Raw genomic sequence first — 25264 nt, forward strand, 5'->3', positions numbered from 1 at the left:
TTTACAACTAGGACACGATAACATAGAATAATACAAGTTTGAGTAAATAACTCTTTTTACACAAAGTTATACCAAAGTTAATCTAAAATGATAGAGAACATTACTTGTTTTACACTACCGAAAAATGATTCATCTCGAATTTTCAGATAATAGTCTCTTTATTGGACAGATTGAGATGTCTCCTTATTTATTATCATCTAGTCCTTACTTTTCTTTCCTTGATGAAAGAAAAGTAACCGCAGCGGCGGACCGCAAAAGAAAATCAAGAATTCCTAAACTCGCTCCGCTCAAACAGTAGGAATTCGTTGTCCACCAATCGAAGAAAAGCGGTCAAAAAACTAATTTTGACCGCTTTTCTTCGATTTTAAAATTCGCAACAACTTTTTTTAGAGTAAAATACACAATTGAATTATCAGTTTTCTTCACTTTGTAAAAGCTTAACTGGTCCAATCAAGCCTGATTCATATAATGTTTTGGTGTTTAAATATTTCATCGGGGCAGTTGTATTTGTTGTTCTTTGGCTTTCTGGCAAAAGCGTATCTCCAATTAATCGATTTGCCCAAGTATTGGTTACTTCGATGCTGAGTTCGTTTTTACCCAATTTTAAAGCTTTGCTGATATCCACTCGGTAAGGTGCTGTCCAAACAATTCCGCAAGCAATTCCATTTACTTTTACTTCGGCAAGATTGGCTACTTTGCCTAAATCCAACCAAATTTCTTGATTTTTCTTAGGTAAAGTACTTACTTCAAAATTTTGATGATAATTAGCCGTACCAGCATAATAACGAATCAAAGAATCTGAACTTACTGTCCAATCGTTTAGCTTTTCAAAAGTTTTTGTGATTTTTTGATTCGTTTTTGAATTTTCAAAATCTACTTTCCAAGCTTTATCTAACGTTTGGATAGCTTTAAATTCTTGCCAGTTTTTAGCTTTACCAGTGTTTACTTTAACTTTGACAACTTTCGAAAAGTTGACAAAGCTGTTTTTAAAAATCACAAAAACAGAAGCATTGGCTTCTAACTTCAGGGTTAAAATCGTTCTGCCATTTTCAACTTTCCATGATGTTGGCGTAAAAGTTTTATCGCTCACGGCATCGTACAATTGAATACATTTTCCATTCGCTCTTAAAGAGAAACTTAATACTCTTTCAGTATTTTGCTGATTTGCAAGAAAGTATAATTCTAAATCTGATGCTTTTCTGTGTGTCCAAGCAATTCCTTTGGCATAATTTCCTTGTTCATCTTTCACAATTACATCTTGTTCGATGCCCAATTTCGCTAAAGTATTAGCTTCAAAAGGACTTTTTACCACTTTTCCTTTACCTACATTTTTATAGAAAATTTTGTCAGAACCATCCATCATTACCTCAAAATCTCCTTCCCAACATTGTTTCGCAAAGTTTTCAAGGGCTTTATTTCTTTTTGTTCCTGCTTCAAATTCTGGCTTATCACCAATAATCAATGTTGCACCTTCGTTCACCAAGGCTAATAATTTTTCAGCCGTTTGTGCCGACATTGTATTAGCATTGGGAGTCATTGCGTGTTTTTTAGGTAAAATCAAGGCACTGTAACTGGTGCCATCGCCAAAAATCACTTTCCCATTTTTTACTTTAGCAGTATTCAATAAAGCATCAGGATTGAATGAATCATAAGCATAACCACGCAAAGCATTTACCCAATTTTCTGGGTCAGCCATATTAGCTGAATGCGTTACACTTGTAGGAATTTGTCTTAAAGGCTGACCTTCATTTTTCAATCGTTTTACTTCTTGCTCCATTACTTCTTTCCCAAAAAGTCCCGTTAATGTTGGTACTAATCTATCTGGTAAAACAGAACGTCTTGGAATTTCATCTCCAATAAAAACGGCTAAATCGGTTACAGGAAAGCCTTTTTGTAATAATGACTGACAACGCTGTGCATAGTCAACCCAAGCTTTTCCTGCTTTCCACCAAGTTTGGTCTCGTTGAAAATATAAACCTACTCCATCTAAAGTCATTCCAGGTTTTCTGTCTAACCAAGGATTGTGCATGAAAACATGATACACTAATTTATTGATTCCCAAAGCATAATTTCGGTCTTGGAGTGTTTTCAACATGGCTGGATGTTCGTTCCAAGTCATTCGCAAAGTAGTAAATGCTTCTGCTTGAATGATGGGTTTTCCATAAATATGTCCTGCTGAAATAGCATCCAACATATCATTTGGTTTATCGTGAGTAGGACTATTCAACCAAAATTCTCCCATTGGCACATCGACTAATTTATAATGTGCTAATCCATCACTTGTCATGGTTGGTGCTACACTTTCAGCCGTGAATTTTACGCCATTTTCTTTTGCTAAATCAGCTAAGGTTTTATAAAAAGTATCAACAACTAATTCTGAAACTGTTTGGCGAAAATCGTATAAAAATTGCTCTGAAAATTCCGCATTTTCAACTGGAATTCCTGCAACGATTGGCAAATAAGGCAACAAATCGTAACCTCTTCTTTGCTTAAATTCCTCTCTGAAAACAGGCGACCAGTTCTGACTTCCACATTCCCAACTATCTACATGAAAAACCTTTAAAGCTTTTTTACTCAACTCCGAACCAAGTTGACGTTGCGCTTCGCCATACCATTTATCGAATTGTAATTTAATGGCTTCGGGATTAAATTTATCGCACTCCAGTCCTTTTCCAGCACCACCAGTTGCATTAGTATGCCCCGTAGAAGTATGTCCGATTCTAACAATCGTCCATGAACCTGCTGGAACATCCCAAACTAATCGTCCATCTGCTGATACTTTATCCGAAATATTAATAATTTTTTGTTGAGGAACACAAATACTATCTGCCAATTGCTCGCTTGTTGAAGCCTTACTTATCCGCCAAACTTCGGCAGCTTTTCCTTCAAATTGATGAAGAAAAGGTTCAGCAGAAAGTTCAATGCCAATAGTTTTGAAACTTGGTTTCCACTTAGCTGCATCTAAATCTTCTGCTCCCGGTTCTGTTCCAGTTTTATCATAAACAAATCGGAAATACTTTGCTGTAGTTGGGACTATTGAATGCGTAATGTCGGCATCTGTATCTTGCCAGCCATGTCTAGGAGATTCTAACCTTCCAATTGAACGAAAGTTTTTGCCATCATCACTTACTTCAATCAATAAACGTTGAGCTTGGTAATTGTTCCCGCCTGTTTTTACTACGATGGTTCTACAAGTAAATGGCTTTTCAAAAGCGTACTGAATCCAGCAAGGTTCATCACTTTTAAACCCTTCTTTATTGCCTTCTTTTACCAAAAACTGAGGATTGATGTCTGCTTTATTGGAAGTAACAATTGGAACAATGGTTTTAGTAGATTGCCCAGTTCCTGTTAAAGAAGGAAAAGCATAAACAGCAATATCTTCATAATAGTTTTCATTTTTTTCAGGCTGAGGTAATTGAATATCAAGGTATTGACTTCCTTTAATATTTAGTTTGGACGAAACAACTTTTTGCATGGAAAGTGCTGGCGTAATCCAAGGTCCACCCGCCAAGGCAAAACCATCACTTACGTGCATGCCCATTTCTAAGTTTAGTCGGGCAGCTTCGCTCATTGCGTGTTTCACCATTTCCCACCAAAGCGGACTAAGTTGTTCAACCACTGGCGTAAAAATTGGCGGATTCGTCGCCCCTTTTATCGGCATTAAGTATGCACCACCGATGCCTGCTTTTTTCATGGCTTCCAAATCAGCAGTAATGCCTTCTTTAGAAACAGCGGCTTGCATCCAATACCAAAATACCCACGGTTTTGAATCTTTGATACTCTTTTCAGTTTGAGGAATAATGATACTTAAACCTTTTTGTTTTTGTGCCAAAGAAAGGTTTTTATTGAAAATAAAAAACGTAAAAATCAATACAAAAAGCCTTCCGAAACTGGCTTCCCTCCTATTTATTTGAAATTTCACTTTGCTCATTTTATAGTTTCTATCATAATCGTATCCGACTGTAAACCTTCTGCACTGGCTTTCAATGTAATCTTTCCTGCTTTTTCAGAAGCCTGAACAATCGCCAAACAAAGTCCATTGAATGCTCTTCGATAATTTGCTTTGAAAGGTTCTAAACTTGCTTGATAACCATTATCAACGCCCGCTATTGAACCTTGTCCTTCCAAGCTAAAATTCACCAAATGATTAGCTTCTGGCACTAAATTGCCGTTTTCATCCACAATACTTACTCTGATAAATGATAAATCTTCACCATTGGCTTTGATACTTTGGCGGTCTGCTGATAATTTAATTTTAAAAGCTTTGCCTGCTGTTTTTACTTCTTCCGTGAGTACGATTTTTCCATCTTTTCTTGAAACGGCTTTTAAAGTACCTGCTTCGTAATTAACCGACCACTTTACATGAAAATCATTGATGCCTTTTTTTCTAATACCTAAAGATTTATCGTTCAAAAACAGCTCTACTTCATCCGCTTGCGAATAATATGCCCATACTTCTACCGTTTTGCCTTTTTCCCAATTCCAATGTGGCAATAAATGAAGTACAGGTTTTTCGGTCCACTCACTTTGATACATATAGTAAACGTCTTTCGGGAAGCCCGCTAAATCTATAATTCCAAAATAAGAACTGCGTGCTGGCCACGGATATGGATGTGGTTCGCCTAAATAATCAAAACCCGTCCACACATAAGTACCTGCGATGTAAGGTGCATTTTTTACTGCTTTCCAAGCTTCTTCGTGCGTCGTTCCCCAATAAGCGGCTACATTATCATAGGCTGAGGTAGTCCAATCGGTATTTCTGACTTGCGTTTTTACGTCTCTGGATGAAAATTGAATATTTTCTTGAGGCATTTCATAACGTCCTCTCGATTCCAAAGCTGAGGCAGTTTCAGAAGCAATAAATTTTTGCTTCGGGAAATTCTTGAGAAAATCTGTGTAGCCTTCGTGTTTATAATTAAAGCCTAATAAATCCAAGGCACCCGACTGAAAAATGAAATTTTTATCAGGAACATTTTCTGTCAAAGCAGAAGTAACTAAACGAGTATTATCTAATTTCTTGACGATTTGAGCAAGCTCTCTGGTAATCGTGATACCCGTACTGTCAAATTGTTCTCTGATTTCATTTCCGATACTCCACATAAAAATCGAAGGATGATTTCGGTCTCTTTTGATAAAATCTTCCAAATCTTTTTGATGCCAAGCCGTCCAATCTGAAGAGTAATCTTTTTTAGATTTTCTTTTCTTCCACATATCAAAAGCTTCATCCATGACGATAAAGCCCATCTTGTCGCATAAATCTAAAAACTCTGGTGCAGGAGGATTATGTGCCGTTCTGATACCATTACAGCCCATCGCTTTTAAAATCTCAAGCTGACGTTCCATCGCTCTTACATTCACAGCCGCACCCAAAGCACCCAAATCATGGTGCATACAAACACCTTGTATTTTGGTTGGTTTTCCATTTAATGAAAACCCTTTTTCTGTTTCAAAATTGAAAAAACGAATTCCTAAAGATGTTTCATAAACATCTACTTCATGGTTTTGCTGGAAAACTTTGGTAATTACTTTGTACAAATATGGTTTTTCAATCGACCACAATTGAGGTTTTTTGATTTTCAACAATTGAAAATACTTTCCAGTGCTGTCTTTTAAAGATAGGTTTTTAGTCTGTTCACTAACAATTACTTTTCCTTCTGAATCGACAATAATATTCTGAATATCAACAATTTGACTTCCATTTATACGATTTAGCAAATTTACTTCAACCTTTATTTCAGCTTCATCTTCACTTAATTTGGGAGTCGTCGCAAAAACGCCCCATTGGTTGATGGCAATTTTTGAAGTAATAACTAAACGCACATTTCTATAAATTCCTGAACCAGTGTACCAACGAGAATTCGGTTGTTCTGAATTATCAACTTTTACGGCAATGACGTTTTTTTCTTTCCCAAATTTTAAAAATTTCGATAATTCATAACGGAAAGAAGTATAACCACTTGGACGTTTGCCTAAATAATGTCCATTAATCCAAACTTCGCTGTTGCGATACACGCCATCAAACTCTATCCAAACTACTTTATTTTGAGCAGTCGCTGGCAATGAAAAACTTTTTCTGTACCACGCCAAACCAGTAGGCAATGCACCGCCTTGTGTTGTTGATAAATGTTGTTCGCTAAATTGCCCTTCAATACTCCAATCGTGGGGAAGATTCAGTACTCGCCAATTCGCATCATTGAACTGATTCGTAATTGCCTTTTCATTATTGTCAAATGAAAATTTCCAAGATTTATTAAAATCGATGATTTCTCTACTTTTCGGTTGAGCAAAACAATCAACCGAAATGGTAATAAGTAATAATATATAAAAGTATTTCTTCATTGAAATTGACATGATTCAAACAATGTCTGAATGTTATAATGATGAATTGTGAGTTAAAAATTGATACATAATACTTTATCCAAAATAATATGTAGCGGCAACTCTTGCAGTTGCCTGGATTAAACGGCAACTGCAAGAGTTGCCACTACAATTAGAAAAAATTCCAGTAATCAGCCTTTATTTATTTTACAAATGCTAATAAATGCAAGGATTAAAGTAAAAACCTTAATGAGCCACAAAATTCAAGATACTTTTCCCTAAATCTTTAGAAGTAGCCACGGCAATACCTCTTTGGTCATTTTTGTTGACGGCACAGTAAAAATGATAGACTACGCCTTTGTACTTCATCACATAGGATTTATGCGCATACAATTCATCATAAGGTTCAGACGATTCAACCAAATTTGCACCGTTCCAATCTGTCCAATGAATTAAATCTTTGGAAGCAGCAAAACGATTAAATGCTCCTTTTCTATCTTTCCAGAACGCTCCAAAATAAAACATTACCCAAGTATCGCCGATTTTTTGAAGTTGTGGGTCGCCCGTAATTCCAACGGGATGATGAACGACTGGCTCATTAATCATGCGTTTCCAATCCAACATATTATCAGAAACCGCCATTCCGATGCGCTCGTACCAACGAGTTTTAATATTATTTTTTGCAGAATCACCATTGGCATTATAATACATCACGAATTGATGACCTGTCAAACGTTTTTTGTCTTCAATGACTGTACTTTTAAAAAGTTTTCTATTTTCCCACCATCTTACATCAGCATCTTTAGCGGTTAAAATTGGTGCAGGTTTTCGTTGCCATTCGTGTGCCACAGTTGGGTCTTCTGAAGTAAAAGCCATTCCTGCTGATAAATCTCCAGCTTCATAACCACGAGTATTTCCACCAAAATACGACATCCAGTATTTTCCATCATACTTTTTCAAGGCATAACTCCCAGCCCATTTGGTATCTTGCAAAGCCACGTAACCTGCTTTTTGATTGCTATCCCATTGGGTAGTATCTGTGAAAGACATTATCTTCCCAACATTTTCCCAATGCAATAAATCATTACTTTTTGCCAACCAAGTTTCATAACCTCTTCCTCCGTAAATAATGTAACTCATGTACCATTTTTTGGCTTTTTTAAAGACCGTCGGACAATCCATTTTCTGAGTATTATCTGTTGGCGTTAATACCAAACCATATTTATGAGGTGTTTTTACTGCTTCGTAAATGGCTTTCATTTCACTTTCTGTAACATCAGTATTTGCCTTTTGAGCAAGTATAGATATTGAAAAAAGAGAAATTACAATAAAAGTTATACTACTAATTTTCATAAGATTATTGCTTAATTTTCTACCATAAAATGATAATTCCCTGAACCGATTTCCACGATTGATTTACCTTTTTCAAATTTTAGTGGTTTGATATTTTTATTAGTAATGAGTTCTTTAATACTTGTATTCGCTTTTGAAGGCAAATAAATTTTGGCAGAAGTATTGGCTGGAATACTTACTTTTAATTCAAAAGTATTTGCGTCCTTTTTCCATTCCGATTGTATTTTCCCAAAAGGTGAATCATAATAACCTTTCGCAAAAGTAAGGTCGCCTACTACTTGTGGATTGATTTCAATCTGTTTAAAAGCCTGAGAATTTTCTGGCTGTTTGATGCCTAAAACGCCCGCATAAAACCATTCCATTAAATGTCCCAACATAAAATGATTGTTTGAAACCGTTGGAAGTGCTTGCCAAGATTCCGTCAAAGCCGTAGCACCTTTGGCTAATTGATAACCATAACCCGGCACATCAGAGCGATTGTTCATGTCAAAAATCACATCTGAACGACCAGCATTTTCTAATACTCTTAGCACATAACGATAGCCAATATCTCCAGCCGTTAGGCTATTATTTCTACCTTTTATTTCTTGAATTAAGTTTTCAATGACTGCTTCTTTGTATTCAGGCTCAACCAATTTCATATAAACTGCCATCGCATTGGCGGTCTGACTGCCAGTAGCATATTGTTTGGTTATTGGATTGAAAAAGGTTTTATTGAAAGCATTTTTTACTTCAATTGATAAGGTTTTGTATTGCTTTGCATCTTCTGATTTACCTAAAATATTGGCGATTTTTTCCATAATGGTTAAATCATAATAGAAAATTGCCGTACCTGTAACGCCCATTGGCGTTAATTGCGAAACGCCCGGTGGCTTTGGTCCAAGGTCGTACCAATCGCCCAAACCTTGTGATAGAATATTATTTTTACCTTTTGTAATCAAATAATCTACATAGCGTTTCATCATTGGGTAACTTTCTTCCAGTTCTCTTTTTTCGCCATACCATTCATATAAATACCAAGGCACGATGATTCCGCTACTCCCCCATTCAGGCGAATCTCTAAACATACCACCGCCCCATTCAAATTTTACATATTCTGGGGCGATTTCTGGAATGAGTCCTTCGGCAGTTTGCGAATGCTTCATATCCTGAATACCTTTTTTGAATAAATTTTGAGCTTGATAATTATAGCGAACTGAACTTCCTACCAAATGCAATTCTTCTAACCAACCCAATTTTTCACGATGCGGGCAATCTGTAAACACAGAAACCATATTACTCTTGATACCCCAATCTATCAATTCTTTAGTTTTATTGAACAATTCATTAGAACTGCTAAAATCTCCAGCGGTTTCAGCGGCATTTCGGATGTGCAAACCTTTTAAATCAAGTAAAGCGACTTTATTTTGTGGATTTTCTTCGCCTTGTGGTACAGCACCTTTTACTTCTAAATACCTGAAACCATAATAAGAAAATCTCGGTTGCCAAGTTTCTATGCCATCTCCTTTTAAAATGTATTCAAAATAATAAGGACTTCCAGAAGCTTTTTGATTGGCTGAACCATCTGCATTAAGCAATTCCGCAGGAATAACACGCACGGTGTCGCCCATTGTTCCTTTTACTTTCAACTGAATAATGCCAGAAGCATTTTGTCCTAAATCATAAACCCAATTGCCTGAAGTAAGCTTTTTAATACTTTTTGCAGAAAAATTATCGAAGACTTTTATGGGGTCTTGCATTTGAGCAACAAGCTCAATATCACCGTCAACAATCATGGCTGATTTCCAAGATTGGTCGTTGAAAGTTGGTTTATCCCAACCTTTTTGTTCTAAATTGGCATTGTAATTTTCGCCTCCATAAATGCTTGAAAAAGTGATTGGACTTGGCGACATTTTCCAAGTATTATCACTTAAAATTGTGGCTGTAGAACCATCTGAATACTCTAAAGCCAATCGGCAAATCATTTTTGGAAAACCAAAAGTCACTTTTAATTTTCTATAACGGTCTTTTACAGGCGGAATATAATAAAAGCCGTTTCCCAACATTACTCCAATGGCATTCTTACCTTGTTGAATTTCTTTCGTTAAATCAAAGGTTACATACTGTGCTTGTTTGTCGTACTTTGTCCAACCTGCATCTAAAAAATGGTCACCAACTTTTTTGCCGTTTAAACTCATTTCAAAATGTCCTAAACCAGCAATAAACATCGTCGCTTTTTTTACTGTTTTTGCCACAGTAAAGCTTTTTCTAAAAATAGGTAAAATATTACTTCCTTGTACTTTGTCTTTTTTGCCATCCGTCGGTAAATTGTTGACCAAAGTATCAGCTAATTTTTCATAAGCAATCCAATTCGCACCTTTCCAATCGGCTTTGTTCAATAAGCCCATTTGCCAGAAATATGCTTTACTCCAAGCTGTTGTATGTTGTTGGTTATCCCAGATTTTTACTTTCCAAAAATAGGTTTTGGTGGCTAACAAAGGCTTTCCTTCATACTTTACTTGGATAGAATTATCAGATAAGGTTTTACCAGAATCCCAAACGTTACCTTGGTTTTTAGCCAATGTTTCGGGACTATCAGCTACTAAAATTTGATAAGCAATTTGTAAAACATTTCTTTGTGAAGATTGAATTTGCCAGCTAAGGTTTGGTGTCTTCGTTTGAACACCAAGCGGATTCAAGCGATATTCGCAACGTAAATGACTGATTTGTAAGTCTTGTGCTATTGCTCCAAATGATAACAAACAGCAAAGAATGAATATAATTTTTTTCATATAAAAAGGTATGCTGATGGCTGAGATTAATAAGAATGATTTTCTATTTTATGTTAACTTTTAGGAATAGATTTTACAGCTTACAAAGGTAATAATAGCTAAAAGTACATATTTGTACCATTTTCTCAATGTATTATACAATTTTATCTTTAACAGATAGAGAAATATTGTACAATTTGTGCATAATAAACTTTGTTCTTTTAGCTACTGCATAGCTACAAAAAAAGTCTGATAATTCACAGCTATAAACTGTGCCTTATCAGACTTCCTATTATAAAATCAAATGGTTAATGTTTTCTATCTACAACTAATAACATTTTTACCTAAACATTGCTTGATAAAAATCTAGTCCTTCCTGGGCTAATTCGTCGGCACTGTTTGCCAATGGTCGCCAAATGGACGCAGCTCTGGCTAATTCTTTAGACGGTGCACCAAAAGTTTCTACCACGATAGCTCCTTGATAATCAATTTCTAACAATGCTTCTTTAATTCCTTGCCAATCTAAATGACCTGTTCCGGGTGTTCCACGGTCGCTTTCATTTCCTTGTACATGACAGAGTAAATCTTTACCAATTTTTCGAATGGCATTTGGAATATTTTTCTCTTCAATGTTGGCATGAAAGGTATCCATGACAATTTGAATATTAGGATTTGATACTTCTTTTACCAAAGAAATCACTTGGTCAACCGTATTAATCATATCGGTTTCAAAACGATTCAAAGGCTCTACTCCTACCACAATTCCATAATCTTGGGCAATTTTACCTACTTCTTGTAGCGTTTCAATACACCATGTTCTTTCTTGCTTTTTTTGTTCTTTGGCAACCAAACGAGTTTTGCCAACGGCCGAATAAACTGGTCCGCCAAAAATGGGACTTCCCATAAAATCAGCAATTTTAATACAGTCAATGATGTACTTTTTCCCTTGCTCACGAACCTTAGCATCTGTACTCGAAATATCACGGTCTGCACCAAAAGCTCCACTGATGGTTACTTTTAAGTCGATGTCTCGAACTATTTCTCTAAGTTTTAGCCAATCTATTCTATCGGCATCTTCAACGGCTACTTCAATAATATCATAGCCCATTTTTTTAACTTTATGAACAATGTCGAAAGTTTCGGTTGTGAAGGGTGAAGCCCAAACAAAAGTACTTGCTCCAAATTGCATATTCAATTCATTTTAAATGATAAAAACAGGAGAATAAAGTACTCTCCTGTTAAAAAAAACCTAATATTCAATCCTATTTTAAATTATTATTTTAGCTCAAAATCTGGGATAAACACTCTTTTCCCACCATTCATCGCTGATTCATGCGCACAAATCCCTGCACAAGTATAGTTGGCTGCTACGTCGGCATCAACCGCTGAGTTTCTATTCTCGATGATTGCCGCCACAAATTCCTGTACCAAATGTGGATGAGAACCACCATGACCAGCACCTTGTAAAAAGGAAACGTGATTTGGGTCATCTATTTTTTCTCTTTTGGTAAAATGTGCAATTTCATCAATCAATAATTCGTCGGTATCAGGCACATCAATTCTTACAGCGTTTTCTCCCCCATCAAAAATCACATGTGATTCATCTTGCAATTGCTCCCATTCGAAAGACATTTTATCGCCATAAACATCATAACTTTCACGATATTGACGCACTACATCGAATAAAGAACGAGTAGCTTCTGCCACAACATTCGAATTTTTCAAAGTAAAAGTTGCTGTTTCAACCGCAAATGGCGAACCATAACGTTTGGTTAAATCTTCGCCCAATCTTCCTGAACCGTGACAAACCACAGATTCTGCTTTAGTATTATTGATACGCAATAAAGGTGAAATAGCGTGCGTACCGTTCAACATCGGCGGGAAACCTTTCCAATATTCTCCCCAACCATCCATACTCATATCTTGAATATGAGAACCTCTAACAAACTGAATTCTACCCAATTGACCCGTTTCAGCTAACTTCAAACCATACAAAAACTCACGAGTATAAAGTGCTGTTTCCATCATCATATATACTTTGTTGGCTTTGCGTTTTGCATCAACAATGGCTTTACAATCTTCTACCGTCATCGCCATCGGAATCGTACAAGCCGTGTGTTTATTGGCATTCAACGAAGCGAGTGTCATCTGTGCATGTTCTGGCACGGGCGTTACGATATGAATCGCATCGACGTCATCTCTTTGGGGTACATCTTCAAAATTTTCAAAACATAAGTTTCGGTCTAAATTGAATTTTGTTGCCAATTCATCTATCGTTTTAGGATTTCTTGTACAAATACCAACCGCTTTGATATTGGGATGATTTTGATAAATAGGAATAAATTCTTTCCCAAAACCCATTCCTACAATAACCACCGTAATTTTTTTCTGACTCATGACTAAACTATTTAAGAAATTATGAATAAACGACTATTCTATTATTTAACTATTTGAAAAAGAGCTAACACTCAATATTTATCTTTACTTTTTCGCAACCCATTTCAAGGTATTTCTGAGTAAAGTTTGATAGGGCAAGTAATTATGCGATTCAGCATCATGCCCTAATGTAAAGCCAACAATTTTTGCTTTCGGATGCTTTACCACGAATAAAAGTGGATATACTTTATCCGAACCTGCCACATTTCCTGTTGCCAATACTTCTATTCCCGGTCCATTTGGGTCAATTTGAAAATGATATAGTTCATCTTTCAAGGTAAATTGCATTTGTGTTTTCTTCGTAATTGGATGCTTTGGATTCACAACTTTTACATCAAACGCCCCATAACGGTCGTGGTTACGTGTACCGCCACTCACCAAGTTTTGATTGTATGCCGACCAATCAGCCCAGTTGTACCAAAGTGCGGCATGACATAAAATCAACCCTTTGCCAGCTTCTACAAAATCAAAAATGGCTTTTCTGGTTGCTTCATCAGCAATTGGCTGATTATTGCACAAAATCAATACGTCGATTTCGGGCAATGTTGTCAAGATAGATTTCGGGTCGTTGGTGTAAGTAACTTTTGCTAAACCATCTTTTTCAAGCGTTTCAACATCAGCGGTTTTGTACCATTTGTCAAAATCGTGCGAGGAACCACCACCTACCATTAAAACCCGAATACTTTTACTCTTTTTCTTGGAATTGGGCTGATTTGCCAAGCTTGACGAAAGACTAATTATTGAAAGTAATAACATCAATAAAGTGCCTTTTTTGACTATTCGAGAAAAAAATGAATTGTAAATTTTCATGTTCAATCTATTTTAAAATGATTCTTTAAAAGCTATTTTACGATTCTTAAAATACCGTTCATACCTCGCCAATGCCCCGGGAAAGTACAAACAAAAGTATAGTCCCCTGCTTGGCTTGGTGCGGTGAATTCTAGCGTTACCGTTTCGTCAGTATTAATTAATTTGGTTGCAAATAGTACTTCTGGCATTTTGGGAACATAATTCTTTTCTGCTCCTTTTGGGTCACGAGCTAATAAATCAGCCGCAGCTCCTACTTTATTCAACGTATTCGGTTTGATGATGACAAAATTGTGTTGCATGCCATCTGGATTTTCGATGTTGATAGTAATTTTCTGACCAGCTTTTACTTGAATCAATTTTTGGTCGAATTGCATCAATTCTTTTTCAATTTTCAAATCAATCGTCGAAGCTGTTGAAACTGCTTTTATTTCTGTTTCTTCGGTAGCATTATTTGAATGATGATGCTCATGATTGGCTTCCATTACTTTAGGCTTTTTAAGTTCTAACGTAACATTTTGAAGATTTCCATTTAGATTAAATGCTCCTTGATAAATACTTATTTTGGTTTCATCTTCAAAATCAAACCCTGTTCTCAGAGCGGTTGTTAATGGTTTTTCGAACAAAGTCACGCCTTTAGTATTTGCCACAACTTTGCCATCAATTTTAATCGTCGCACCTTTGTTGGCAGAAATTTCAGCGATTAACTCAAATTTTTCGGGTAAAGCTTCTGTACTTTCCGTTTGAACAGATTTACCATCTTTATTGAAAACTAGCTTAACTTTTCCGTCTTGAATAAATAAAGCGTAGCCATTGTTTTTATCGCCTTGTGCCAAAACTACTCCTTCTAAAATTTTATTATTGGGTTTAGCAATATTGGCTTTGATGATGATTTCTTTGCCCGTTACGTTTGGTGAGTATTGCATCACATTTCTTCTTCCCAAAGTATATACTTCTTTGTTGATGGCTTCAACGATACTTTTTGTAAAAGCAGATTCTTGGATCTCTGAGCCACTGTTTTTGTTAAATGCTTTGATAAATCCATCTTCATGCGTAATGGCAGCAGCAAATAATGCTTTTGAAAGCCATTCGTCTTTCGCATTTTTCTCATCTTTCGAAGCACTATAAAGTACTTCTCCTAAGCTTTCAGAAGCAGGAGCTTCTGCCATAGCCAACAAAACTGATTTACGAACATTCAGATTTTTGTCAAACAAAGCACCACTTTTCAGCATATTCTCGAATACTTGCTGATTTTTTGGCAATACTTCAATGGCAGCTTTACGAACACCTGCTGCTGGATGCGACATCGCTTTGAAAACTACTTGTAATGCTTCTGGATTTGAGCCATCCAAAAGATTTAATCCGTGGAGTGTCCAAAGTGCATGAACAGCTGGACTATTTAAGCCAATTTCATCTACGTTCGTTTTATTGATGATAGCGTATAATGCTGGAGCAACCGAAGTATTGTTACTTTCAACCAATAAACGTTGAGCAGTCATTCTCCAAAACATATTATCGTTTTCTAAAGCTGTCAATAAGCCTGGAATATCCTCTTTCGATAATTTCAGATTTACCTCTTTTTTAGCATTTTTATACACTACTCGGTAGATTCTCCCATGATTGGTATCTCTTAAAGGACTTGAAAAAGCATTTCCTTTTCCGTGTGGTTGGTTGGTATTTGGCGGTAAAATTGTTCCAGAAGGTGCTTGTGCTGGCACAAAAACATTGTGCTGAATGATAAAATTATACCAATCGGCTACCCAAACCGCTCCGTCTGGACCAACTTCAGCATGTACCGGTCCAAACCATTCATCCGAACTTGCCATTAAATTCCAGCCATCTTTTTCTTTAAAACCCGCACCATCTGGCTCAATAATGGCATTATGAATTAATCTCACCGTTGGTTCTGTCACCAAAGCAATTCTGTTCCAATACTCTTTCGGGAAGTTTCTTGCCGTGTATAAATGATGTCCTGCGGCAGCCGTGAAACCTCCAACCACATCTACTTGGCGTAAATTTGGCGTCATTACGTGAACGTCATAATGTCCATCAATTTTTTGTACTGGCTGAATACCGCCTTGAAAAGTACGCTGTGTAAGCTTGGTTGGCATTGAATAATAGGCACTGTGCGTATTATTGGCAGTTGAAATAAAGACGTTATTATCTTCCGAAAAACCTAAACCCCAAGTATTATTGCTGGTTGAAGACAAGTATTCAAGATTTTTACCATTCGGACTGAAACGATATACTCCTTGTCCGAAGCTTTGTTTTTTTCCATCCACAAGGGCATTGAAACCCGAAAAGCCCAAAACTCCCCAAATTTTATTGTCAAAACCATATTGTAAATTTGATGGGCCTGCGTGCGTATCATTTTTTCCCCAGCCCGACATGATGATTTCTCGCACATCGGCTTTATCGTCGCCATTGGTATCTTTCAAGAACACAAAATGCGGTGCCATCGAAACAATTACGCCACCATTCGCAAAAACCATACTGGTCGGAATATTCAAATCGTCAGCAAAAACGGTAAATTTATCTGCTTTACCATCGCCGTCGGTATCTTCACAAATCTTGATTCTGTCATTGGCTACTCCGTCAGTTTCTTTAAAAGTATTCGGATAATCTACAGATTCAACAATCCATAACCGCCCTTTTTCGTCCCAAGCCATTGCGATTGGGTTAATAATATCAGGTTCAGAGGCAAAAAGTTTTACGTCAAAATCAACCGCTACTTGTGTTAATTTTTGTGATTGTTCAGGCGATAAAGCTTCTTGAATTTTTGGCACATTATGACGAACCGCATAATTTGTAATTGAATCTGAATTATAAATATCAACATCAGGAATGTTCAATTGAGTAATGCGTTTTTTCACATCATCACCCATTGCCCAAAGTACGCCGTTTCTTAGCAAATTCAAGAATCCTCGGTTCGTCCAAGTGCTATCGTTGTGACCATAAGCTGTATAAAAAACACGTCCTTTGCCTTGGTTTCTTACCCAAGTATAAGCTTCGTGAATGCCATTTTCCACTCTTTCTGTCAGGATTTTTCTGTCAGGATTCGTATTTTTATGTACGTATGTTTCATCCCAAGTACTGAAATCTGTAATACCTTTCATGATTGGATGAGAAGCATTTACAATTGTAGTAGCAAACGTTCCTACTTCATGCGATTTGAATTGTCCGCCAATGGTTTTAATATACCATTCTGAATTTTTAAAACAGCCTGCCGCAGAGTGCAAAGGAATTAGCCCTTTTCCACCTTCTACAAAATTCTTCAAGGCTAATTCTTGCGACGATGAAAGCGAATCGTGATTTGCATAAATAATCAAAGCATCATATTTACTGAGATTCTCGGCATTCAAATCGCTAACGGTGGTGGTATAGGTTAAGTTTATTCCACTTTTAAACAACTTAATGGCAAGCCAAGGAGCATACTTTCCTGAATCGTGATGCTTACTGTTATGTCCTAAAAATAATACTTCTGCTCTTCTCGCTCCTTTTTGCTGTGCAATTTCATTGCTTGCGGATTTTCCAGACAAGTTTTTATTATTGGTACAGGTTTGGAAAAATAGTCCAACCAATACCAGTAAAATACATTTTCTCATATTTACTGAATGTTAAAATTAAATCTTCGGATAGGTTTAAAATCAGTGAAGAATTATTCCTCATCAATCAACAAAACTGGCTTATAACCACCTTTGAATTTGAAGTAAAATATTAAGGCGATATAGCAAAGCAACATCAAGATTGGAAAGAGTGAGACGGTCTTTAAAGCATCTTTTTTTGCGTTTTCTTGAGTTTGTACAATCGTTTGTACTATTCTTGGATTTGCTTGATTGAACTTATCAATATCAAGTACTTTATAAGTACCAAACAAACCTGTTTTTTCTTTATTCACGTAACTTGAATGTATTTCTGTATGATGTAGATAAAGATTTTTATCAAATTCTTTATCTTGAACAAAACCAAGAATTACTGCTCCGATTACCCCTACTCCTACTTGCCCAACAGCTCCTGTAAAATTCAAAGCTAAAGCTCCGCCTTTGGGAAATTGTTCAGAAACCACACCAAGCATTGTTCCCCAAAAAAAGGTTTTACCAAGTGCATAAATGGTGGCTGCAATAATGATGACAAAACCTGTAGAAAATGAGAGAAACTGCAAACCAATTGAGGCTGTTAATGCACTAACTGCCAACAAACCCAAAGGTGAAAATTTGTGTACGATTGGTCCAGAATAAAACCTTAAAATCGCCATGATTAATGAAGTGTAAATCAAAACCCAACCGCCTTGTAACCCTACTTTTTTCATCTCGGGCGTCATTAAATCCGTAATCCAGCTATCTGTGCCTAGTTCGGTAGTAGCCAGTGGAATCATAATTAAGAGTAATAAAATAAAGAGTGGTCTCCCAAGTGAACGGACAAAATATCCAAAAATACTGGTTAAAATAGCAATAGTGATTAGGTTTGTCGTTATTGACCAGTTAAAAAGACTACCCAATTGGAAAACACATAAAGAAACGATGATTAAAGCGCCTAGAATTCCGACTTCCTCTAGCATTTCTAAATAGCTAACGCCAGCCTTTACACGTTCGTTAACAGGAAATTCTTGATTAAAAATCAACCACGCATAAATCAGCGTCGGCAACATGATAAAAGCAATGATAATATTCCAATTGAACTCGAAATGTAACATTCCAATACCAAGCAAACCTGCCAGAACCATTCCTGTTGGCCAGCCAGCGTGTAAAATATTCAACCATTTTGTCTTCTCTTTTGGGAACATACTTGCTACTACAGGATTTACCACCGCTTCGGCGGCACCGTTTCCCAATGCAAACAAGAGTGTGCCAATGTAAAGCATCCAGTAACCATCTGCAAAAATGGTGATGACTACTGAAAGCGAATGACAGATAAAGGCAAAAATCATTGATTTTTTATAGCCGACTTGGTCGATTATAAGACTAAAGAAAACAATGCTAATTCCGAAAGGCCAAAAGCTTACGCCAAAAATTTCGCCTTGTTGGGTTTTACTTAGTCCAAATTGTGTTCCCCATTGTGCCATTAAAAAAGCACGAAAAACAAAACCAAACGCCGAGGCAACTAATACCATAAAACAACCCCAAAATAAACGTTGATGGGCAGTATCAGCTTGAGAATTGTTTTCTAGTTTGTTAAGTGAATTCATAGTTATACTCAGAATAAAATATTATTCTTGATTAAAGAAAAGACAAGCGTCTAATAACCCCTTCTCAAGAACTGAGAAGGGGAATTTTCATAAATTGGATAATAAATCAAAAAAGACTACTTGTACTGAATTTTCTGAACTGGCGAGAAAATCATGTCTTCGACACCGCTAATTTTTACGCCAATTCTAGCAAATACATAATTTTGGGCAGGTGAAATCGTAGGAATATCAACAGTAAGATTTACATTACTCAAATCGGTAATAGCACTTCCAGCAATGTTAGTTGTGGCAATATTATTCGCACCAGAAACAAATTGCGTTTTGTTAATGTATAATGATACTCTTTCGATGTTTTTAGCATTGGCATCCGTAATGATTTTATCGATTTTACAAGAAGCCGCTACTTTATTTTCACCTTTAGAAAAACTTGCATTTCTTAGCATATAATAAGGCATTACTTCAATATCCATTGTTTGGCTACCTTTCAAATCAATGTAAAGTGTATCTTTTACGGTTGTATTGATAACATTAGTCATAAATGGCCCTTCGCCTTTAGGAAATAACATTTTGTATTTTCCTGTAAAAAGTACTGCTGAATAGTTTCCTTCTTGCGTAATAGCTACATCAATTGGAGCGAGTTTCCCCCAACCCGGCTCCCATAATTGGAAACGCACTTGATTGGCTTCAACATTAATCGGTTCGCCTTTATAAACAATCCGACCTTTAAAATCGCTGTTTGGCGCCACGTAGTTGTCCATCGAACAAGATGCCATAAAAACACCTAGAGCGGCGATAAATAAAGAATAAATTGACAATCTCATGATATATATCGTTTAGATGTTATCGTATCTATTGATTTGGATTTCTAATAATTTTCGGATTGTTATTGATAATATCGTCTCCGATTCTTGAGTAATAATTCCCAAACTGGAATCTATCAGCACCTGTTACACGGCTTAGTTTTACGATTTTAAAAATCCACTTTCCATCATTTTCTGAACTTGGGTCGTAAATTTTATAAGGCCATAAAGCATAAGGTTGTGTACTTCTCTTGGTTGCCTTCTCAATATCTTGTACTAAATCTGTAGGAGTAATTGTTCCGCCATCAAGTACTAAGTGAGCAATCCTCCAACGTTTCATGTCGTAGAAGTAATGTCCTTCAAAAGCTAATTCAGCTCTTCTTTCATGAGCGATTCTATCAAAAGTAATTTCGCTACTTGTCAAAGGTTTTACTAAGCCTGCTCTAGCACGCACTTGGTTCATATAAGTTGCTGCTACGGCTGGTTGACCTAGTTCAAAAGCAGCTTCTGCGGCATTCAACAATACTTCAGAGAAACGGTAACGAATAAACCAAACTTCACTTTGAACACCACGCTGACCAGAACCTGTAACTGGATCCAAGTATTTACGTAAATAAAAACCCGATTGAGCTGTAAACTCAAAACCATCAATTGGACCATCAAAACCTACTACTTGTTCACGAGTTGTTTTACCCGGTAAAGTTTTTTGCGCACCACGGTCATCACCACTGATAATACTTCCATTCGCTAACTGAAAACCTGCCCAAATATCAACCGTTCTGCCTTTAAATCTTGTTCCTGGCAACATGACTGTTCCAGCTAAACGTGCATCACGGTTGGCAAAAATATCAGTGATATTTGTATAATAATTGTAAGCACCAGACGAAGTATTTGTTTCAAGCGGAGCAAAAGTATTATCTAATTTTTCGAAAGATTGTACTAAATTCAATGATGGATTAATTCTTCCGCCTTCTTCTTCCTCAGCTCCATATCTTGGCTGATTCGCTATCGTAAAACCATGTACTTTCCCGCTTTGTAATTTAAAATCTTCTACAAAAATCGCTTCTGGATTATTGGCTTTATCATAAAAAATACTAGAGAAGTTTTCTGACAAATCAGGTTTTTTATTGTATAAAGCATAAGCACCTGCCTTACCTTCAATGATTTCCTTTGCTGCACTTAAAGCTTTTGTGTAGTATCCTGTCGCTAAATTTGCTGGAATTCCTACTTCACCACCTTGTAAAATTACTGAAGGTGTTGTACTTCCATATTTAGCAATAGAACCTGCATAAAGTGCCGCACGGCTTTGCATTGCTAATACTGCACCAAGTGTTGCTCTTGATTTTTCAGCTGCATCGACAGGCAATTTTGCTTTAATTTCATCAACCTCTTTAATGATAAAATCGTACACTTCTGATTCCTTTGCTCTTGGATTACGCAAATAACTTGGGTCTCCACTGAAATCGTACGTTAATGGTTCGGTAATCAATGGAACACCACCCATGCGTTTTACTAATTCGAAATAATATGCTGCACGCAAGAATCGAGCTTCTGCCAAAAATCTATCTTTGGTAGCTACGTCTAGCTTATCAGCAGCAGTACATTTTTGAATGAATAAATTGATGTCACGAATATAGCCATAATCCCAAATTCCCCATGCACCATAATCATAACCATTATTTTGGAAATTACCATATTGACCCGCTTCCGACCAGAAAGCTTCATTAAAATCAGCCGTTGAAGTCCAACTTTTTACTGTTGAATAATCGTTATAACGATTGTACAAATCACCTAATACTGATAATATTTGTTCTGGATTACTCCAAATCACTTCATTTGTAAGAATATTGGTAGGTTGTCTATCCAAAAATTCATCGTCATTACATCCCCAGCTTATCGCTAGTAAGACCAATAGTTTTATCAATAAAATCTTTTTCATTGCCTATTATTTTTATATTTTAAAGAGAAAGATTGATTCCAATATTCACAAACTTATTTTGTGGGTATTGCAAGCCGTTGTCGTCGGCAATTTCTGGATCTACTCCGTACTCTTTTAGATTATCCACTGAAAACAAGTTATAACCATTCACATATACTCTTGCCTTTTGAATTTTCAGTTTATCAAGTAATGTTTTAGGCAAAGAGTAAGAAACTTCTAATGTTCTTGCCCTCAAGTATTTCACATTTTGCAACCAGAAAGTAGAGTTCTTGTTGTAATTACTATGACCACCATCGTTATAACGGAAAGCTGGGAATCTACCCGGAATCCACTCGCTGTTTACATCAAATACATCAGCTCTGTGCCATCTGTCTGTTAACAATTTGTTCAAAGCACCATCGTTTTGATAAGCCCACCGTTGTTCCCAGTTTTGGTTCCAAGAGTACATTCCGCCACCAGAGAAATCTGCACTGAAAGTAAAGCCTTTCCAACCTAGCATAAAGTTCAAACCAAAGTTTACATTTGGCTGACCAGTCGTTGTGTAGCCGATTGGGCGTTGGTCATATCCATCAATTCTACCGTCGCCATTTATATCTTTATAAATCAAATCTCCTGGATTTAGCGTTCTGTTACCTTGTCCGTCAATATTTACAGGATATTCATTGATTTGATCTCTTGATTGAAATTGTCCAATTGTTTCATAACCCCAGAAAATATTACTGTAACGACCTTCAGCAGAGTTTCTGTAATAATCCCACGAGTTGTTGAAAATTGGTTTGTAAGAAGAAATAAATTTACTTCTAGCATAAGACATATTTCCACCAATCGAATACGTGAAGTCTCCAGATTTGCCATTGTAACTTAAAGAGAATTCACCTCCGAACTGTGCATCGCTGTTAACGTTTTCGTCAGGTAAGCTATAACCTAATTCACTTGGTACCAATAAATCGTATTTACGACCTCTCAAACCCGTTCTCAAACGGTAGAAGTAATCTACACTACCCGTTAATTTCGTTCCTAAGAGCGAGAAATCAGCTCCAACATCGGTAATCTTACTTTTGAACCAAGAAATATTCGTAATTACTTGTCCTTTATCTCTTGAAGTAACAACTGGGGTTCCACTTAAAATTACGTTTCCTACATTGTAATTATAGCCAGAAAGATAGTCATACGCTCCAATACCAACGTTATCATCACCCAAGATACCGTAAGAAGCTCTGAATTTTAAATCATCCAAGATTGAACCACCACCCAAAAGATTCTTTGCAAAGTTTTCTTCAGTGATTCTCCAACCAATAGATGCTGAAGGGAAAACACCTGAACGTCTATCTGGAGCAAACTTCCAAGAAGCATCTCTACGAGCAGAAACTTCAAAGTAATATTTGTTCGAATAATTGTAATTGAATCTACCGATATAACCTATACGTGCTTCTTGGTCGTCCGCATCGTTATAAGTATCAACCGTTGGGAAATAAATCAAAGGCAATACGTTTGTTTTAGGTACAGAGTGTACCCATTGGTCTTGAACACGCTGTTCTTGTCTTTCCGCTACGAATACTCCACCTACAGTATGTTTGCCAAAAGTATTATTGTAATTCAATTGTCCTTGATAAATATTACGCATTACTTTTCTTGTACCACGTTCACGCCAAGGATTTGTACTACCACCAGTAACAGTATAAGTATCGTTCGCTGGATTGTAAGTATAAGCTTGATAAGTGTATTCGTGTCCATTCATTACTCTATCAGCAATATAATACGAATACATTCCTTTCAACATCAATCCTTTAATTCCCGGAACTTGGTACTCTGCATTAAAGTTTGTTTGTAATACTCTCCAATCTTCACGCCAATAACCACCTAGTTTTTTGTTGTTATAAGCCCAGTTTGTTTCGTTGTGCTTAATGTCGTTCAAATACAATGGGTTATCGTTGGCATAAGGACTTTCGAACGGACGGTTTCTTAAAATTGCAAAACGTGGAAGCCAGTAATCATCACCTCCTGGAACGCCAGGCTGATCTCTTGTTTCGATTCTACCATTAATTTGAACGCCCACTTTTAAATTATTAGAAATCTTCGCATCAACATTACTTTGAATGTTACTTCTTGCAAAAGTAAATTCACGACCTAATACTGAATTTTGACTCAAACGAGTAGCAGAAATATAATAACTAATTTTATCTGAACCACCAGAAGTATTAATGTTGATTGAACTTAGTGGAGAATTTCCTTTGATGATAAAGTCTTTCCAGTTAAATGACTGATAACCAGGCTCTGTTCCAGCTTTATACTTATCTAATTCAGCTTGAGTAATGGCTGTTCTTCCGAATTGGTTAATCTCAGCATCAGCCTTTCCTAATTGCCATTCGTAAGAATTATTCACAACGTCTGGGAATCTCGACCAATTTTGCCAGCCAGTATAAGCGTCGATATTTACTGTGTTTTTACTTCCTGCTTTTCCTCTTTTGGTAGTAACAACCACTACTCCGTTGGCTGCACGTACCCCATAAATAGCCGCAGAAGCGTCTTTAAGTACAGAAATACTCTCGATATCGTTTGGTGCTAAGTTATTGAACTGACCAGCATCTTGCTGAATACCATCAATAACGAAAAGCGGGCTTCCCATATTACGAATTTGAATATTCGCACTTGCTCCTGGACGACCATCAGCCATTCTGAAAGAAACTCCTGGAATTTTACCTGCTAAACCAGAACTAACTGTTGAACCACCGTGTACTCTCTCTAAATCTTTGCTTGTAACAATGGCAATTGCACCAGTTAAAGATTCTTTCTTTTGTGTACTATAGCCAACAACAACTACTTCGTCGAGTCCTTGATTATCAGGTGTCAATTTAACATCTACAATCGAACGCCCATTTACCGAAATCTCTTGTGATACATAGCCAACAGATGAAAAAATAAGAACTGCATTGCCATTTGGCAAAGAAAAACCATACTCACCATTATTATTGGTGGTAGTTCCCTTGTTTGTTGAGCCTTTTACCAAAATATTAACCCCTGGCAAACCAACATTATTTTCGTCGGTAACCTTACCTTTTATTGAAAATTCTAGGCTTTGAGGCGCTATTTTGGTTGACTCTTCCTTTAAGAGTATTTGTGTGGTTTTAGCAGCTTGGGCACTCAGAATAATCTGGCTTCCAGCTACGTCGTATTGTAAATTTAAGGGCTTTAATAGCCTTTCTAACACTTCTCCTAAAGTAACATTAGGAAGGTTTAAAGATACAGTGCGACTTGATTGAATAATTTGCGGACTATAAGAAAACCTGACGCCTGCCACGGTTTCTATATCCTTCAAGACAGCCTTTATCTTTTTGTCGGATACTTGTAAAGTCACTTTGCGATTTAATAATTCCTGAGCAGATAATTCTCTTGCCCAAGATACGCTAATGAAGAAACAAGCAATAAAGAGTTGCACCAACGAAATTTTCATACATTGGAATAGTAAAATTCTTAATTGTTTCATACTTTTGATTGTTTTGATCGTAATGACTAAATTTTCGAGCAAAAGAAGTCCCTGCCAGCCTAAATCATTTTAAGCTGTTTCTTGGATTTACAAGCCAATGATGGTACGAACATCGTTGGCTTTTTTCTTTTTTAAATTAATCAGAAGTGATAAGTAATTATGTTTTCATTTGTTAAACAGAGGGAGTTAAAA

At 36.6% G+C, this 25264-nt stretch carries 13 protein-coding genes; 1 reads left to right on the forward strand and 12 read right to left on the reverse strand.

Annotated features, from left to right (window positions below):
• Positions 1 to 124: 124 nt before the first annotated feature.
• Positions 125 to 298 carry a hypothetical protein gene (locus VB776_RS17975; protein ID WP_323698261.1) on the forward strand — a complete coding sequence of 58 codons (174 nt, stop codon included), beginning with the start codon at positions 125 to 127 and terminating at the stop codon, positions 296 to 298.
• 114 nt (positions 299 to 412) lie between these two features.
• Here the strand turns inward: VB776_RS17975 and VB776_RS17980 are convergent, their stop codons facing one another.
• From VB776_RS17980 to VB776_RS18035, 12 genes are all read right to left on the reverse strand, one after another.
• Entirely contained in the window at positions 413 to 3922 is a 3510-nt protein-coding gene (locus tag VB776_RS17980) for a glycosyl hydrolase (RefSeq protein ID WP_323698262.1), read from the reverse strand.
• A 5-nt stretch (positions 3923 to 3927) separates the two neighbouring features.
• On the reverse strand, positions 3928 to 6339 hold the full coding sequence (gene galB, locus VB776_RS17985) for a beta-galactosidase GalB (RefSeq protein ID WP_323698263.1): 2412 nt from the start codon (positions 6337 to 6339) through the stop codon (positions 3928 to 3930).
• Between the two features lie 225 nt (positions 6340 to 6564).
• On the reverse strand, positions 6565 to 7671 hold the full coding sequence (locus VB776_RS17990; RefSeq protein ID WP_323698264.1) for a glycoside hydrolase family protein: 1107 nt from the start codon (positions 7669 to 7671) through the stop codon (positions 6565 to 6567).
• Positions 7672 to 7682: 11 nt separating this feature from the next.
• Positions 7683 to 10442, reverse strand: coding sequence for a family 78 glycoside hydrolase catalytic domain (locus VB776_RS17995; RefSeq protein WP_323698265.1), 2760 nt, complete (start codon positions 10440 to 10442; stop codon positions 7683 to 7685).
• A 319-nt stretch (positions 10443 to 10761) separates the two neighbouring features.
• Complete coding sequence (locus tag VB776_RS18000; RefSeq protein WP_323698266.1) at positions 10762 to 11610, reverse strand: sugar phosphate isomerase/epimerase family protein; 849 nt, start codon at positions 11608 to 11610, stop codon at positions 10762 to 10764.
• 86 nt (positions 11611 to 11696) lie between these two features.
• A complete protein-coding gene (locus VB776_RS18005; RefSeq protein ID WP_323698267.1) occupies positions 11697 to 12818 on the reverse strand; it encodes a Gfo/Idh/MocA family protein in 1122 nt (373 codons plus the stop codon).
• Between the two features lie 84 nt (positions 12819 to 12902).
• On the reverse strand, positions 12903 to 13667 hold the full coding sequence (locus VB776_RS18010; RefSeq protein ID WP_323698268.1) for a ThuA domain-containing protein: 765 nt from the start codon (positions 13665 to 13667) through the stop codon (positions 12903 to 12905).
• A gap of 32 nt (positions 13668 to 13699) precedes the next feature.
• Entirely contained in the window at positions 13700 to 17269 is a 3570-nt protein-coding gene (locus VB776_RS18015) for a PVC-type heme-binding CxxCH protein (protein ID WP_323698269.1), read from the reverse strand.
• A gap of 53 nt (positions 17270 to 17322) precedes the next feature.
• Positions 17323 to 18849: an MFS transporter gene (locus tag VB776_RS18020; RefSeq protein ID WP_323698270.1), complete on the reverse strand. Its 1527-nt coding sequence runs from the start codon at positions 18847 to 18849 to the stop codon at positions 17323 to 17325.
• 116 nt (positions 18850 to 18965) lie between these two features.
• On the reverse strand, positions 18966 to 19670 hold the full coding sequence (locus VB776_RS18025) for a DUF3823 domain-containing protein (RefSeq protein ID WP_323698271.1): 705 nt from the start codon (positions 19668 to 19670) through the stop codon (positions 18966 to 18968).
• A gap of 28 nt (positions 19671 to 19698) precedes the next feature.
• Positions 19699 to 21588: a RagB/SusD family nutrient uptake outer membrane protein gene (locus VB776_RS18030; protein WP_323698272.1), complete on the reverse strand. Its 1890-nt coding sequence runs from the start codon at positions 21586 to 21588 to the stop codon at positions 19699 to 19701.
• 19 nt (positions 21589 to 21607) lie between these two features.
• Positions 21608 to 25072, reverse strand: a complete 3465-nt coding sequence (locus VB776_RS18035) for a TonB-dependent receptor (protein WP_323698273.1) — start codon at positions 25070 to 25072, stop codon at positions 21608 to 21610.
• Between the last annotated feature and the right edge of the window lie 192 nt (positions 25073 to 25264).

The organism is Arcicella gelida (assembly GCF_034931025.1).
In the GTDB taxonomy this organism is placed as follows: Bacteria; Bacteroidota; Bacteroidia; order Cytophagales; family Spirosomataceae; genus Arcicella; species Arcicella gelida.